This window comes from Tropicimonas isoalkanivorans, assembly GCF_900112335.1.
GTDB classification, from domain to species: domain Bacteria; phylum Pseudomonadota; class Alphaproteobacteria; order Rhodobacterales; family Rhodobacteraceae; genus Tropicimonas; species Tropicimonas isoalkanivorans.
Genome location: NZ_FOLG01000014.1, coordinates 96,930 through 110,921 on the forward strand (window position 1 = coordinate 96,930; position 13,992 = coordinate 110,921).

Genomic DNA, 13,992 nt, shown 5'->3' on the forward strand with positions numbered 1-13,992 from the left:
GTACCTTCCAGGGGGGAGCCAAATTAACAATGGCCCGGTCCGTAATGGGCCGAGCCATGAAATTAGCGCAGTTTCGAAATCACGAGTTCGCCTTAGTCGCGGGCGAATTCTTCCGTATGCACGGGTTCGGTGTGGCGGGCCTCGCGCGGCGGGCGACCGATCACGTCCTTCAGATCATCGAGTTCGATGAAGTTGTCGGCTTGGCGGCGCAGCTCGTCAGCGATCATCGGCGGCTGGCTGCGGATCGTCGAGACAACCGACACGCGAACGCCGGATCGTTGCAGGCTCTCCACCAGCGGGCGGAAATCGCCGTCGCCGGAGAACAGCACGATGTGGTCCACGTGGGGGGCCAGCTCCATGGCATCGACAGTCAGCTCTATGTCCATGTTGCCTTTAACTTTTCTACGGCCTTGGCTGTCGATGTACTCCTTCGCGGGCTTGGTCACCATGGTGAAGCCATTGTAATGCAGCCAGTCGACCAGGGGACGGATCGGCGAGTAGTCGTCGTTCTCCAGCAGTGCGGTATAGTAGAAGGCCCGAAGCAGCTTGCCGCGGCGCATGAACTCTTGACGAAGCAACTTGTAGTCGATGTCGAACCCAAGAGATTTGGCGGCGGCGTATAAGTTGGAGCCGTCGATGAAGAGCGCAAGCCGCTCGTCCCTGTAGAACATCAAATTTCCTTTCGATATATCTGCCCGGCCCAATATGTGAGTGGGTGAGTGGGTCGAGCCGAACAGCAAGGGAAAAATAAGGAAATCTCGCTGTGCCGCAAGAGATATCACGTTACAAATGCGATACAAAGAGCCTCATTTCGGTAGGTTCGAATGTCGCAACAGCCGAACTTGAACCAAAAGAATTAGTGCTTGCCGGGATTGAGGCGTTGATCAACGCCGAGTTGAGCGTGGAAGCGGCGAGTCGACTGTACGCCACGCCCTGTGTTCCCGCCGGAGCCGGCCCCGATTACGTGAATGCAGCGCTGGCAGTTCGGACGCAATTGCCCCCGACAGAGCTCCTCGCTCGGTTGCACGAGGTCGAGGCGCGTTTCGGCCGCCGGCGAGAGCGGCGGTGGGGCGCCCGGACCTTGGATCTGGACCTGTTGGATGCCAGAGGCGTCGTGATGCCCGATAAGGAGACCTGGCGGCATTGGTATGCGCTGCCGTTCGACGCGCAACAGAGGGAGATGCCCGATGAACTGCTTCTGCCCCATCCCCGGATGCACGAGCGGGCCTTCGTCCTGGTGCCGTTGGCAGAGATCGCGCCCGACTGGGTGCACCCCGTCCTCGGACAATCCGTCACGCAGATGTGCGAAGCTCTGCCCGCTAAGGAGATATCAGGGATCGTACCCATCGATTCTGCCGAATCCCTTGCGCTTCCTGCCAAGGGGCGCTAGATACTGCGTTCCCACATTTGCTGGACTGGAGTAGCCCATGGCCCGCGTGACGGTCGAAGATTGCGTTGACAAGGTTCCCAACCGTTTCGAACTGGTGATGCTTGCCGCGCATCGTGCCCGCGAGATTTCGGCTGGCAGCCAGCTCACGATCGACCGCGACAACGACAAGAACCCAGTCGTTGCCCTGCGTGAGATCGCCGAAGAAACCCAGCAGGCGGGCGATCTTCGTGAGCGGATGATCGAGGCCAACCAGACCCAGATCGAGGTGGACGAGCCCGAAGAGGACTCGATGGCCCTGCTCATGGGCGCCGAAGTGCCGGATAAACCCATCGACGACGGCATGGACGAAGAGAAGCTGCTGCGCGCCCTGATGGAAGCTCAGGAGCAGCGCTGACGCTCGGGAGCGGGTTCGAGACATTGAGACCGGCGCGAAATGATTGATGTCGAGGATCTCCTCGCGCTGGTCACCGCCTACAACCCGCGCAGCAATATCGACAAGATCCGCGAGGCCTATGCCTTCGGGGCCGATATGCACGCCGGACAGATGCGTCACTCCGGCGAGCCGTATTTCACGCATCCCGTCGCCGTCGCCGCCTTGCTGACCGAGCAGCGCCTCGACGACGCGACCATCATCACCGCTCTTCTCCACGACACCGTTGAGGATACCCGCGCGAGCTATCTCGACGTGGAGCGCCGTTTCGGCACCGAGGTGGCCGAACTGGTGGACGGCGTCACCAAGCTGACCAACCTGCAACTGACGTCGACCGAGACCAAGCAGGCGGAGAATTTCCGCAAACTGTTCATGGCGATGTCGAAGGATCTGCGCGTGATCCTGGTGAAGCTGGCCGACCGCCTGCACAACATGCGGACGATCAAGTACCAACGGCCCGACAAGCAGATCAAGAAGTCCCGCGAGACGATGGACATCTACGCGCCCCTGGCCGGCCGGATGGGCATGCAGTGGATGCGCGAGGAACTGGAGGACCTGTCGTTCCGGGTTCTGAACCCCGAGGGGCGCTCCTCCATCATCCGCCGCTTCATCATGCTCCAGCGGGAGACGGGCGACGTGATCCACAAGATCACTCACGACATCCGGTTGGAGCTGGACCGCGTGGGGATCGAGGCGGAAGTCTTCGGCCGGGCCAAGAAGCCCTATTCGATCTGGCGCAAGATGCAGGAAAAAGAGCAAGGGTTCTCCCGGCTGTCCGACATCTACGGGTTCCGCGTCATCACCGAACACGAGATCGACTGCTATATGGTGCTCGGTGCCATCCACCAGCGCTGGAAGGCCGTGCCCGGGCGGTTCAAGGACTACATTTCGCAGCCGAAGTCGAACGGCTACCGCTCGATCCACACCACCGTTTCGGGGCGGGACGGCAAGCAGGTGGAGGTGCAGATCCGCACCCGCCAGATGCACGAGGTCGCCGAGTCCGGCGTGGCCGCGCATTGGTCCTACCGGGACGGCGTGCGAGCCGAGAACCCGTTCGCGGTCGATCCCGCGAAATGGATCAGCACCCTGTCGGAGCGGTTCGACGAGAGCACGAACACCGATTTCCTCGAGCACATGAAGCTCGAGATGTATTCCGACCAGGTGTTCTGCTTCACGCCCAAGGGCGATGTGATCAAGCTGCCCAAGGGCGCCACACCGCTCGACTATGCCTACAATATTCACACCCGGATCGGAGACAGCTGCGTCGGCGCGAAGATCGACGGCGTGCGCGTGCCGCTCTGGACGCGGCTGAAGAACGGCCAGTCGGTGGAAATCATCACCGCCGAGGGGCAGCGACCGCAGGCGACCTGGCTCGATATCGTCGTGACGGGGCGCGCAAAGTCCGCCATCCGCCGTAGCCTGCGAGAGGAGAACCGCGAGCGCTACATCAAGCTCGGTTCGGAACTCGCGCGGGTCGCCTTTGAACATGTCGGCAAGAAGGCGACCGACAAGGCGTTGCGGACGGCCGCAAAGCAGATGGGTCTGGAGGACGGGGAGGAACTGCTGGCGCGGCTGGGCAGCGCGGAGATGTCCGCCCGCGATGTGGTCAGCACGCTTTATCCCGAACTTGCCGCGCGCAAGGGCGAGGTGGTCTCGCGGGAACGGGCCGTCCTCGGCCTCGCCCCGGACCAAACGCCAACCCGGGGCAAGTGCTGCCAGCCGGTTCCGGGGGAGCGCATTGTCGGCATCACCTACCGCGGGCAGGGGGTCGTCGTTCATGCGATCGACTGTCCGAGCCTGATCGAGGTGGAAAACCAGCCCGATCGCTGGGTGGATCTGCACTGGCATTCGGGGCTGCACCCGGCGGCCTACACGGTCACCCTGGAGATGACCATCAGCAATGACGCAGGTGTGCTGGGACGCATTTGCACATTGATCGGAGAGCAGAAGGCCAATATCTCCGACCTGCACTTCGTGGACAGGAAGCCGGACTTCTATCGCCTCGAAATCGACGTGGATCTGCGCGACGTGGAACACCTTCATATGGTTATGACGGCATTGGAGGCCGACAACGACGTTGCGGAGGTGGCACGGGTGCGAAATGCGGATCGCTCGGAAGAAATGCGCGCCGCGCAATAGCAACAGCAGGAGTTCTTGAGGCGTGGTCTTCAAGAGGCGGGAGAAACGGAGTTGGCTGCGGATCGCGGCCGAAAGTGTCTGGCCGCGAGGCGGTTGGGGACGGGCGGCGATCTATGTCAAACACCGGATCCGTCGCCTGCCGGACAAGCCCCATCGTATCGCACGCGGCATTTTCGCCGGCGTGTTCGTGTCGTTCACGCCATTCTACGGTCTGCATTTCGTCACCGCGTTCCTCGTCGCGAAAGTGATCGGGGGAAACTTCCTTGCGGCTCTACTGGCGACCTTCTTCGGCAACCCGATCACCTTTCCATTCATCGCAGCGATCGCGTTGAAACTGGGGTACTGGATTCTGGGCCTTGAGCCGAACGCGCCTATTCACGACCAGATGCGCAAGAGCATCGAGGATGGCGCGTTTCACGAACATATGAACTTCAGCCTCATGACCAAGTTTTCGGGGGCGTTCGCCGACCTCTGGTCGAACTTCCGGGCGATCTTCACCGACGATGTCGCCAACTGGCATCGGCTAGGCATCTTCTATCACGAGGTATTTTTACCGTTCCTCGTCGGGGGCATCGTGCCGGGCCTCATCGCGGGCCTGATCGCCTATTACGTGACGCTGCCGCTGATCACCGCCTATCAGAACCGGCGCAAGATCATGTTCAAGAAACGCCTGGCGGAGCTTCGGGCCGGGACTGCGAAGGCCGCCGCGAAAAAAGCCCAGGAGCCGGGGAGCTGAGGCAGGCCGCCGGCCGGACTTTTTTGCCTCCGGCGGGGATATTTGGGGACACAAGACGCCGGGACAGCAACGCCTGATCGGGAGGCGTCAGGTGAACCTGTTGTCCCGCGGGAACCCGTAGGGCGGCTGGCGGCCAACGGAGGCGCGCTTGCCGATGTAGGGAGTAAGATCCTTCTCGTGCCGGGTCTGGCCGTTCGGCATGGTCCACTTCAACCCTTCGCCGATGTCGAAGGTCGTGATGTCGGAAAGACCACCGTCCAGTTCCAGCGTGCCCTGCCGGCCGCGGGTATGGTTGTATTTCTGGATGCGGACGCCCTTGCCCCGGGTCATCTCGGGCAGGTCGGCGAGCGGGAAGATCAGGAATTTGCGGTTCTTGGAAATCACCGCGACATGGTCCCCCGCCACGGGCTTGCAGACCGTTGCCGAAACCTCGCCCTTGACGTTCAGGACCTGTTTGCCGGCGCGCGTCTGGGCGAGCACCTCGTCGGCGGGCACGACAAAGCCGTCACCGGCGGACGACGCGACCAAGAGCTTCTGTCCGGTTCGATGGATCATCAGCGCCACGATTTCGGCTTCGTTCGGGAGATCCACCATCAGCCGGACGGGCTCGCCCATGCCGCGACCGCCGGGCAGTGCGGAGGCGGAGAGCGTGTAGAAGCGTCCGTTGGTGCCGAAGATCAGCAGACGGTCGGTCGTTTCCGCATGGAAGAGGAAGCGGCCTTCGTCGCCGTCCTTGAATTTAAGATCCGAGTCCAGCCCGATGTGGCCGCGCATCGCGCGAATCCAGCCCATGCGCGAGCAGACAACGGTGATCGGCTCCCGGTCGATCATGGCCTCCAACGGCACCTCCGCCACGACGCCGGCCTCTGCGAAGCCGGTGCGGCGCGCGCCTCCGGGCGCTTTCTTGCCGAATTTCGCGCGGATCTCTTTCAGCTCCTCGCCGATCCGCGCCCATTGCAGGCCGGTGTCTTCCAACAGGTCCTGCAGCGCGGCGCGCTCAGCCATCAGCGCTTCCTGCTCGGCGACGAGTTCCATCTCCTCAAGCTTGCGCAGGCTGCGCAGACGCATGTTGAGGATTGCCTCGGCCTGTACGTCGCTCAGCGATCCGTCCTCGCCCTTTCGCAGGGGGGCCGGGGGCACGTAGTCGGCCTCGGAGAGGGCGCGCGGGAATTCCTGCCCCCAACGTTCGCGCATCAGCGCATCCTTTGGCGCCTCGTCGTAACGGATGATCTCGATCACGCGGTCGAGGTTGAGGAAGGCGATGATGAAGCCTTCCAACACTTCGAGCCGGTGGTCGATCTTCTCCATCCGGTGTTGCGAGCGCCGGATCAGCACCTCGCGCCGGTGGTCGAGGAAGGCCCGCAGCACTTCCTTGAGCGAACAGACCTTCGGTGTGCGGCCGTCGATCAGAACGTTCATGTTCAGGGAAAAGCGTGTTTCCAATTCGGAATTGCGGAACAGCATGTTCATCAGGACATCGGCATCGACATTGCGGGAGCGCGGCTCCAGCACAATCCGGATGTCCTCGGCGCTCTCGTCGCGCACGTCGGCCAGAATCGGGACCTTCTTGGTCTGGATCAGCTCCGCAAGTTTTTCGATCAGCTTCGACTTCTGAACCTGGTAGGGGATCTCGGTCACAACGATCTGCCACTGGCCGCGACCGATCTCCTCGATCTCCCACCGGCAGCGCAGGCGGAACGCGCCCCGGCCCGTGCGGTAGGCCTCGGCGATGCTGTCCCGCGGCTCCACGATAACGCCGCCAGTGGGGAAGTCAGGGCCGGGAATAAAGTTCAGCAAGGTGTCGTCGCGCGCATCGGGTGTGTCGATCAGGTGCAGGCAGGCCTTCACCAGTTCGTCGAGGTTATGCGGCGGAATATTCGTGGCCATACCCACCGCGATGCCGCTGGACCCGTTCGCCAGCAGGTTGGGGAAGGCGGCCGGCAGGACTTCGGGCTCGGTCAGGGTGCCGTCGTAGTTTTCGCGGAAATCGACTGCGTTCTCGGCCAGCCCCTCCATCAGGGCCTCGGCCGCAGCCGTCAGTCGCGCCTCGGTGTAGCGGGAGGCGGCGGGATTGTCGCCGTCGATGTTGCCGAAGTTGCCTTGGCCGTCGACCAGCGGATAGCGGATCACGAAATCCTGGGCGAGCCGCGCCATGGCATCGTAGATGGCGGCATCCCCGTGCGGGTGGTAGTTGCCCATCACGTCGCCCGAGATCTTCGCCGATTTGCGGAAGGCGCCGGTCGCGGTGAGCCGCAGCTCGCGCATGGCATAAAGGATGCGCCGATGGACGGGTTTCAACCCGTCCCGCGCATCCGGCAGCGCGCGGTGCATGATCGTGGACAGCGCATATGTCAGATACCGCTCGCCGATCGCCCGGCTCAGGGGCTCGGATGTTTCCAGTGACGGAGGGTCCGGGCGGTTATCTTCATCGCTCATGGAACGTTGTGTAGCCAAGCGCGTTGGAACGAACAAGCGGTTCTGAAAGCGAACTGATCGAGCCAGTGCAACGCGTTGCATGGTATGTTGTCGACGTCAGGAGTGATTCCCGATGCTGTATTTTTCGGAGGTATTTTGATGCTGGGACGTTATGTGGCCGGTACGCTTTTTATTCTTTTCGTGGCCATGATTATGGCCCCCCCTTCGCCTGATGGCCAAAACAGTGGTGTGGTCGTGACGCGTGCGGACGCGGCGCCATCCAGTCTAGCTGCTGTAGAGCGGCCGCAGTCTTTGAGCGAGCCGGCCGCGGCAATGCTGGAGCACGCGTCAGAAGTTCCTGCAATAGAGAGCGACGCGACGCCGGCGGTTCTGCAGGTTGCGGAAGGTGAAAGCCTGACGAATGGCGACGTATTGATCGAGGCATCAGCCGGCGCCGGTGTTGCGCCGCAGGTTGACGAACCGATCGGCGAGCCTGTTCTGGCGGGCCTGTCCGATCCGGGTTTCGGAACCGTGCAAGGCAATGCGCAAGCGAACCAGAGCGGGTCCACGATGCTCTACGTGACGGGCAATCGGGTCAACGTTCGGTCCGGACCGTCGACGGCATATCGCGTCATGGGTGCGGTGCAACAGGGCGATCTGGTCGAATTGGTCGCCTATGAAGGTCCGGACTGGGCGCGCGTTCGCATGAACGATGGCGACCAGATGGGCTACATGTCCCGCCGATACCTTGCCCGCAGCTTGAGCGACGGCTGACGTCTTGCACGCAGATTGAAGACACGCCAAGAGGGGGCAGCAGACGCAGGCCCCCTCATGGTACGTTCCATCCTCATCACCGGCTGCTCGTCGGGCATTGGCTACCGGGCGGCGCACGACCTCAAGTTACGTGGGTGGCGCGTATTCGCGACATGCAGGTCAGAAAGTGACTGTGCGCGCTTATGCGATGAGGGTCTGGAAAGTTTCTCCTTGGACTACGCGGACGCTGCGTCGATTGCAGCGGCAGTCGCTGAAGCGACTGCGCGGACAGGCGGGACGCTCGACGCACTCTACAACAATGGCGCATTCGCCCTTCCCGGAGCACTGGAAGATCTTCCAACGGATGGGCTTAGAGCGATCTTCGAAACCAACGTCTTCGGCTGGCACGACCTGATCCGCCACGTGATCCCGATCATGCGGGCGCAAGGGCAAGGGCGGATCGTGCAGTGTTCCTCGGTCTTGGGTCTGGTGCCGATGAAATGGCGTGGGGCATACGTGTCGACGAAGTTCGCCATCGAAGGACTGACCGATGTGCTGCGGCTCGAAATGGCGGATACGCCGATCAAGGTGGTGCTCATCGAGCCGGGGCCGGTGACGTCGAAAATACGTGTGAATTCCATTCCGCACTTCGAGCGCTGGATCGATTGGCGCGCATCGCCCAGGGCCGCGCAGTACGAAAGCAGCCTCCTCAAGCGTCTCTATAAAAGCCGCGGACGCGATCCATTCGAGCTACCGCCCTCTGCCATCTCGAAAAAACTGATTCACGCTCTCGAAAGCCGCAACCCTCGCCCCCGGTACTACGTGACCGCGCCGACGCACATCATGGGCGCGCTCAGGCGGGTCCTGCCGACCCGGGCGCTGGACGCCATCATCCGGCGGGGGTGAAGGGGCTTCGCATTCTGGGCGTCACGGGCTATGTCCTGCGCAAGCCCAGGGGGACCAAATGATTTCCGATCCGCTGTTCATCCTTGTCGCCGTCGCCGTCCTGGTCGTGCTGTTCATTCTGCTGACCGGCATCGGTGGCTTTGCAAAGGGGGGCGATTTCAATCGGAAACACGCCAACCGGATCATGCGCTACCGGATCTACGCGCAGTTCGTCGCGATCCTCGTGGTCCTGCTTTATGTTTATCTACGCCGGGGAGGCTGACCATGGTCGTTCTCAACAAGATCTATACACGCACAGGAGACGCCGGAACGACAGCCCTCGGCGATGGCGCACGGGTGCCGAAACACGCGTTGCGGGTCGAAGCCTATGGCACCGTGGACGAGTGTAATTCGGTCATCGGGCTGGCGCGGCTCCATGCAGAGGGCGACGCCGATACGCAGCTTTCGGCGATTCAGAACGATCTTTTCGACCTTGGGGCTGACCTGTGTCGCCCGGATGCGGAAAAGGACGCCGATGCGGACTATCCCCCGCTCCGTATGGTCGCCGCGCAAGTGGAGCGTCTCGAGCGGGAGATCGACGCGATGAACGCCGATCTTTCGCCGTTGCGCAGCTTCATCCTGCCGGGCGGCACCGCTCTTGCGGCCCATCTCCACCACTGCCGCACGGTGTCTCGCAGAGCGGAACGGCTCACGGTCGCGCTGGCGGAGGCCGAGGCAGTCAATGACACTGTCGTGAAATATCTCAACCGTTTGTCGGACTGGTTCTTCGTGGCCGCGCGGGCCGCCAACGACAACGGGACGGCGGATGTGCTCTGGGTCCCCGGCGCGAACCGTTAATCGCGGCCGCTGTATCCCGTCAACATTGGGCAGCCGGGTTCGTCCGGTCCGCCGTGCGGGCAACTGGTCTCCTGCGGCAAGCCGCCGATCTCGGCGAATGCCGCCCGGAGCGCCGTTTGCGCCAGTTGCATCGTCCGTCGGTTGCCGCGGAAGCGCGCGGTCCCGCACACACGGCACAGGCTTTGGCCGATGTCGACGTGAACCTCGCGGTCGCTCATACTCCATTCTCCAGGTCGCCGGCGGGGAGGAGCGGCTGTGTCGTGTCGGACTCGCCGTTCGTTGCGAGCATGTCCGTCAGAACGGTCATCATAGCCTCCGCCGTTTTCTCGAATCCCATCGCCTTCGCCCGTGTGAGGGCTGCGTGGAGTTCGGAAATTTCATCGTGCGGAAACATCACTGCAGGTCTTTCGTCTGCACAATTCGGCATCTGGTAGCCCCATGGGGTTAAAAATGCGTTAATGAATGTTACCGCTCTGACGGCCTCGGGGCGCGTCTGCAATGATCTTGACGCGTCTAACGGGCGGGGTGTTTCCGTGCGGCAACAGGGTTATTTCTGAAACAATCTTTCTTGGCCGCGACAAAATCGCGTCGCCGACGGGCGCGCGGAGGTCGCTTTTTGCTGTTGCAGCGTAAATCGCTCCGGTAGGAAGTGTTCCGACAGATACGAAATGTAACCGCCGGTCGAGGAGGCTGGCCAGCAGGGAGACACGTGAATGAAGGTCCTCGTACCAGTCAAGCGCGTGATCGACTACAATGTGAAGGTTCGCGTGAAGGCGGACGGGAGCGGCGTCGATCTTGCCAACGTAAAGATGTCGATGAACCCCTTCGATGAGATTGCCGTCGAGGAAGCAATCCGCCTGAAGGAAAAAGGCGTGGCCACCGAGATCGTTGCCGTCTCCATCGGGGTAAAGCAGGCGACCGAAACGCTGCGTACCGCGCTCGCCATGGGGGCCGACAGGGCGATCCTGGTGGAGGCGTCCGAAGACGTCCACGCCGATATAGAGCCGCTGGCGGTTGCCAAGATCCTCAAGGCAATCGTGGAGGAGGAAGAGCCGGGCCTCGTCATTTGTGGCAAGCAGGCGATCGACAACGATATGAACGCCACGGGCCAGATGCTGGCGGCGCTGCTTGGCTGGTCGCAGGCAACCTTCGCCTCCGAAGTCGCCGTAGAAGGCGAGAACGCCGTCGTCACCCGCGAGGTCGACGGTGGCCTGCAGACCATCAAGGTGAAGCTTCCGGCGATCGTGACTGCTGATCTTCGGCTGAACGAGCCGCGCTACGCATCGCTTCCCAACATCATGAAAGCAAAGAAGAAACCGCTGGATGCGAAGTCTCCGGCGGACTACGGCGTCGACGTGTCGCCGCGGCTTGAGGTCGTGAAGACGAGCGAGCCGGCGGAACGCAAGGCCGGGGTGATGGTGGGCTCGGTCGATGAGCTCGTGGCGAAACTCAAGGACGAGGCGGGGGTTCTCTGATGACGGTTCTTCTTCTGGCCGAAGTGAACAAGGGCGAACTGGCGGTGGATGCCACCGCCAAGGCCGTGACCGCGGCGGCGCAACTGGGTGAAGTGACCGCGCTGTGCGCCGGTGCCCACGCTGCGGCGGCGGGCGAGGCCGCGGCCAAGCTCGATGGCGTGTCGAAGGTCCTGGTGGCGGAGGACCCGTCCCTGGATCACCGGCTGGCCGAGGCCACGGCTGCGCTGATCGTTTCGCTCGCCGACGGGTACGACCACATCGTCGCCCCGGCGACTACTGACGCCAAGAACGTGATGCCGCGCGTGGCGGCGCTGCTCGACGTGATGGTGATCTCCGATGTGTCCGGCATCGTGGACGCCGACACCTTCGAGCGGCCAATCTATGCGGGCAACGCGGTTCAGACGGTGAAGTCGAAGGATGCCAAAAAGGTTCTGACGATCCGCACCTCGACCTTCGACGCCGCCGGCGACGGTGGGTCTGCACCCGTTGAAACCGTTGCCGCTCCGGACGGGCCTGCGCTCGCCGAATGGGTGGAAGACAAGGTCGCTGCCAGCGACAGGCCGGAACTGACCTCGGCCGGTGTTGTCGTCTCCGGCGGGCGGGGCGTCGGCTCCGAAGAGGACTTCAAGCTCATCGAGGCGTTGGCAGACAAGCTCGGTGCGGCGGTGGGTGCGTCGCGTGCGGCGGTCGATTCCGGATACGCACCCAACGACTGGCAAGTCGGGCAGACGGGCAAGGTCGTGGCGCCCGAGCTTTACATCGCGATCGGCATTTCAGGCGCGATCCAGCACCTCGCCGGGATGAAGGATTCCAAGGTGATCGTCGCGATCAACAAGGACGAAGATGCCCCGATCTTCCAGGTCGCGGACTACGGCCTGGTCGCGGACCTGTTCCAGGCCGTGCCGGAGCTGACTGAAAAGGTCTGACGGCGAGTCATGGCTTTCGGAGCCTGCCGCGTTGGCGGGCTCCGATTTCGTATTACGCCTCAAGCGATTATTCTCTGCAAAGCTGGTACGAGGGCCTCAGCAACGGCCTCGTGGACGCTAACGCCAGGCGTGCTGACGGCTGCCGGCGCCTCCAATTCGGAAAAGACCAATCCGTCCGACGGTTCCGCTTCGGCCGGAACCGGGTAGACCACCTCCACCAGGCGATCCACCAGGGGCGTGATCTCGGCCAGCATCTTGCGATCGATGAACCTGGGATCGGATGAGCCGTCGCCCTCCCCGGGAGCATGGTCGGCCAGCCATAGTAATACCGTGTGGCAGTCGAGGCTGCCGAGCCAAGAGCGCATGCGCGCGACCCAGGCGGCTTTCAACTCGTCCACGACGAGCGCATAACTGCGTGGGCAATGCTCCTCCAACGATCTCAGGAGATGCTGCGTGAAAGTAATCTCCGAGAAATCGAGGTCACGATACAGGGTTCGCATAAGCGCCGAGGGCTTGATGAATCTGTCGTTCCGGCGCGGATGAACGGAGTAGAACCGGTTCGACAGGTTCGCCGCTCCCATGACCTGGATTACCGCGACCTGCGCCTTTCCGGCCACATCCTGCAAGAAGGCGTCGTGCTGGTAGGCGTCGATACCGGCATTCACGCACCCCATGTTCACGGTGCGCATACCCATCCGGTCCCCCACCAATTCCGGAAACGGCCGTTCGATGTATTTTCCGTAGGTCTCTGAGCTTCCGAAAAAGACGGCGAATCGGCCCTCCAGCCGCCTCCGTGGCCCGCGGAAGAGGAGCTTCGACGCCCCGTAGCGACACGGATCGTAGTTCAGGGCGCCATCGCCCGGATTTTCAAAAGCCATTACCGCCACCTCGAATCTGATTCACCCGGAGGCGAGACTCGCGCTGGTCCCTTTCGAATTGGCTAAATGAACATATTGAGACGATTTGCACGTACCGGCATCGGGTTCGTGTGCTGGATCAATCCGCAGGTGCAAAATATGATCGGCGGGATTTACCGATGCAGCATCCGTGGAGGGTGGGACAGATGGACATAAAAAACGTAGGCATCGTCGGGGCGGGTCAGATGGGCAATGGCATCGCCCATGTCTTCGCTCTGGCTGGCTATGACGTGACGATCAACGACATCAGCCAGGACGCCCTCGACCGCGGACTGAAGACCATCCGAAAGAACATGGAACGGCAGGTGTCCCGTGAGAAGATTTCGGCGGCCGACCGCGACGCGGCGCTGGCGCGCATCAGCACGACGCTGAGCCTCGAGGAATTGGGATCGTCCGACCTGATCGTGGAATCGGCCTCCGAGCGGGAAACGATCAAGTCCGCGATCTTCGAGGATCTGCAGCCGCATCTGAAGGCCGAAACGATCCTGACCTCAAACACATCCTCGATCTCGATCACGCGTCTGGCGAGCCGTACCGACCGGCCGGAACGGTTCATGGGGCTGCACTTCATGAACCCCGCTCCGGTGATGCCGCTGGTTGAACTGATCCGAGGCATCGCGACCGACGACGCGACCTATCAGACCATGCTGAAGGTGGTGGAAAATCTCGGCAAGACGGCGGCGAGCGCGGAAGATTTCCCGGCGTTCATCGTCAACCGGATCCTGCTGCCGATGATCAACGAGGCGGTTTACACGCTGTATGAAGGTGTTGGGAACGTACGTTCGATCGACACCGCGATGAAGCTGGGGGCCGGACACCCGATGGGGCCCTTGGAATTGGCTGATTTCATTGGGCTCGATACCTGTCTGGCCATCATGAACGTGTTGCACGACGGACTGGCCGATACGAAATACCGGCCTTGCCCGCTGCTGACGAAGTATGTTGAAGCCGGGTGGCTGGGCCGCAAGGCGGGGCGGGGCTTCTACGATTATCGCGGCGAAGAGCCCGTGCCGTCGCGCTGAACGGGAAAAGGCGCAGGGGGGCTGTCTGCCCCCCAACGCGCCCCGT

General features: G+C 62.3%; 16 protein-coding genes. 11 read left to right on the plus strand and 5 right to left on the minus strand.

The window, feature by feature from the left end; genetic code table 11:
- Positions 1-92: 92 nt before the first annotated feature.
- Entirely contained in the window at positions 93-671 is a 579-nt protein-coding gene (locus BM075_RS19190) for a LabA-like NYN domain-containing protein (RefSeq protein ID WP_093362307.1), read from the minus strand.
- Between the two features lie 92 nt (positions 672-763).
- On the opposite strand from BM075_RS19190, the gene folK reads away from it, so the two are divergent.
- From folK to BM075_RS19210, 4 genes are read left to right on the plus strand one after another with little or no spacing between them, the layout of a single operon-like run.
- On the plus strand, positions 764-1,390 hold the full coding sequence (gene folK / locus BM075_RS19195) for a 2-amino-4-hydroxy-6-hydroxymethyldihydropteridine diphosphokinase (RefSeq protein WP_281244963.1): 627 nt from the start codon (positions 764-766) through the stop codon (positions 1,388-1,390).
- Between the two features lie 37 nt (positions 1,391-1,427).
- Entirely contained in the window at positions 1,428-1,784 is a 357-nt protein-coding gene (gene rpoZ / locus BM075_RS19200; protein WP_093362308.1) for a DNA-directed RNA polymerase subunit omega, read from the plus strand.
- 39 nt (positions 1,785-1,823) lie between these two features.
- Positions 1,824-3,959, plus strand: coding sequence for a RelA/SpoT family protein (locus tag BM075_RS19205; RefSeq protein ID WP_093362309.1), 2,136 nt, complete (start codon positions 1,824-1,826; stop codon positions 3,957-3,959).
- Between the two features lie 22 nt (positions 3,960-3,981).
- Positions 3,982-4,695, plus strand: coding sequence for a DUF2062 domain-containing protein (locus BM075_RS19210; RefSeq protein ID WP_093362310.1), 714 nt, complete (start codon positions 3,982-3,984; stop codon positions 4,693-4,695).
- 87 nt (positions 4,696-4,782) lie between these two features.
- On the opposite strand, the gene BM075_RS19215 is transcribed toward BM075_RS19210, so the two are convergent.
- Positions 4,783-7,131 (minus strand): DNA topoisomerase IV subunit A, encoded by a 2,349-nt coding sequence (locus BM075_RS19215; protein ID WP_093362311.1) that lies wholly within the window; start codon positions 7,129-7,131, stop codon positions 4,783-4,785.
- A 102-nt stretch (positions 7,132-7,233) separates the two neighbouring features.
- On the opposite strand from BM075_RS19215, the gene BM075_RS19220 reads away from it, so the two are divergent.
- The 4 genes from BM075_RS19220 to BM075_RS19235 are packed head-to-tail and all read left to right on the plus strand — an operon-like array spanning position 7,234 to position 9,606.
- Entirely contained in the window at positions 7,234-7,884 is a 651-nt protein-coding gene (locus tag BM075_RS19220) for an SH3 domain-containing protein (RefSeq protein ID WP_177208418.1), read from the plus strand.
- A gap of 57 nt (positions 7,885-7,941) precedes the next feature.
- Entirely contained in the window at positions 7,942-8,769 is an 828-nt protein-coding gene (locus BM075_RS19225; protein WP_093362313.1) for an SDR family oxidoreductase, read from the plus strand.
- Positions 8,770-8,827: 58 nt separating this feature from the next.
- On the plus strand, positions 8,828-9,031 hold the full coding sequence (locus BM075_RS19230; RefSeq protein WP_093362314.1) for a twin transmembrane helix small protein: 204 nt from the start codon (positions 8,828-8,830) through the stop codon (positions 9,029-9,031).
- 2 nt (positions 9,032-9,033) lie between these two features.
- The gene (locus tag BM075_RS19235) at positions 9,034-9,606 is read left to right on the plus strand and encodes a cob(I)yrinic acid a,c-diamide adenosyltransferase (protein WP_093362315.1); all 573 of its coding nucleotides are present in this window, start codon (positions 9,034-9,036) and stop codon (positions 9,604-9,606) included.
- On the opposite strand, the gene BM075_RS19240 is transcribed toward BM075_RS19235, so the two are convergent.
- Both BM075_RS19240 and BM075_RS19245 read right to left on the minus strand, forming a co-directional pair.
- Positions 9,603-9,824, minus strand: coding sequence for a hypothetical protein (locus BM075_RS19240; protein ID WP_093362316.1), 222 nt, complete (start codon positions 9,822-9,824; stop codon positions 9,603-9,605). The two genes, BM075_RS19235 and BM075_RS19240, sit on opposite strands and share 4 nt — an antisense overlap.
- Complete coding sequence (locus BM075_RS19245) at positions 9,821-10,000, minus strand: hypothetical protein (RefSeq protein ID WP_093362317.1); 180 nt, start codon at positions 9,998-10,000, stop codon at positions 9,821-9,823. Before BM075_RS19245 ends, BM075_RS19240 begins: the two co-directional genes overlap by 4 nt.
- Positions 10,001-10,319: 319 nt before the next feature.
- Here BM075_RS19245 and BM075_RS19250 point away from each other — a divergent pair, with 319 nt between their 5' ends.
- Entirely contained in the window at positions 10,320-11,081 is a 762-nt protein-coding gene (locus BM075_RS19250) for an electron transfer flavoprotein subunit beta/FixA family protein (RefSeq protein WP_093362318.1), read from the plus strand.
- Positions 11,081-12,007 carry an electron transfer flavoprotein subunit alpha/FixB family protein gene (locus BM075_RS19255; protein WP_093362319.1) on the plus strand — a complete coding sequence of 309 codons (927 nt, stop codon included), beginning with the start codon at positions 11,081-11,083 and terminating at the stop codon, positions 12,005-12,007. Before BM075_RS19250 ends, BM075_RS19255 begins: the two co-directional genes overlap by 1 nt.
- A gap of 59 nt (positions 12,008-12,066) precedes the next feature.
- On the opposite strand, the gene BM075_RS19260 is transcribed toward BM075_RS19255, so the two are convergent.
- Entirely contained in the window at positions 12,067-12,885 is an 819-nt protein-coding gene (locus BM075_RS19260; protein ID WP_245758916.1) for a DUF6473 family protein, read from the minus strand.
- A 185-nt stretch (positions 12,886-13,070) separates the two neighbouring features.
- On the opposite strand from BM075_RS19260, the gene BM075_RS19265 reads away from it, so the two are divergent.
- Positions 13,071-13,946 carry a 3-hydroxybutyryl-CoA dehydrogenase gene (locus BM075_RS19265; protein ID WP_093362321.1) on the plus strand — a complete coding sequence of 292 codons (876 nt, stop codon included), beginning with the start codon at positions 13,071-13,073 and terminating at the stop codon, positions 13,944-13,946.
- The last annotated feature ends 46 nt before the right edge of the window (positions 13,947-13,992 follow it).

Excerpts from the sequence above, each read along its gene's own strand:
- BM075_RS19190 (WP_093362307.1), bottom strand. The coding sequence starts at position 671 with ATGTTCTACAGGGACGAGCGGCTTGCGCTCTTCATCGACGGCTCCAAC.
- rpoZ (WP_093362308.1), top strand. The coding sequence starts at position 1,428 with ATGGCCCGCGTGACGGTCGAAGATTGCGTTGACAAGGTTCCCAACCGT.
- BM075_RS19205 (WP_093362309.1), top strand. The coding sequence starts at position 1,824 with ATGATTGATGTCGAGGATCTCCTCGCGCTGGTCACCGCCTACAACCCG.
- BM075_RS19215 (WP_093362311.1), bottom strand. The coding sequence starts at position 7,131 with ATGAGCGATGAAGATAACCGCCCGGACCCTCCGTCACTGGAAACATCC.
- BM075_RS19225 (WP_093362313.1), top strand. The coding sequence starts at position 7,942 with ATGGTACGTTCCATCCTCATCACCGGCTGCTCGTCGGGCATTGGCTAC.
- BM075_RS19230 (WP_093362314.1), top strand. The coding sequence starts at position 8,828 with ATGATTTCCGATCCGCTGTTCATCCTTGTCGCCGTCGCCGTCCTGGTC.
- BM075_RS19235 (WP_093362315.1), top strand. The coding sequence starts at position 9,034 with ATGGTCGTTCTCAACAAGATCTATACACGCACAGGAGACGCCGGAACG.
- BM075_RS19240 (WP_093362316.1), bottom strand. The coding sequence starts at position 9,824 with ATGAGCGACCGCGAGGTTCACGTCGACATCGGCCAAAGCCTGTGCCGT.
- BM075_RS19245 (WP_093362317.1), bottom strand. The coding sequence starts at position 10,000 with ATGTTTCCGCACGATGAAATTTCCGAACTCCACGCAGCCCTCACACGG.
- BM075_RS19250 (WP_093362318.1), top strand. The coding sequence starts at position 10,320 with ATGAAGGTCCTCGTACCAGTCAAGCGCGTGATCGACTACAATGTGAAG.
- BM075_RS19255 (WP_093362319.1), top strand. The coding sequence starts at position 11,081 with ATGACGGTTCTTCTTCTGGCCGAAGTGAACAAGGGCGAACTGGCGGTG.
- BM075_RS19260 (WP_245758916.1), bottom strand. The coding sequence starts at position 12,885 with ATGGCTTTTGAAAATCCGGGCGATGGCGCCCTGAACTACGATCCGTGT.
- BM075_RS19265 (WP_093362321.1), top strand. The coding sequence starts at position 13,071 with ATGGACATAAAAAACGTAGGCATCGTCGGGGCGGGTCAGATGGGCAAT.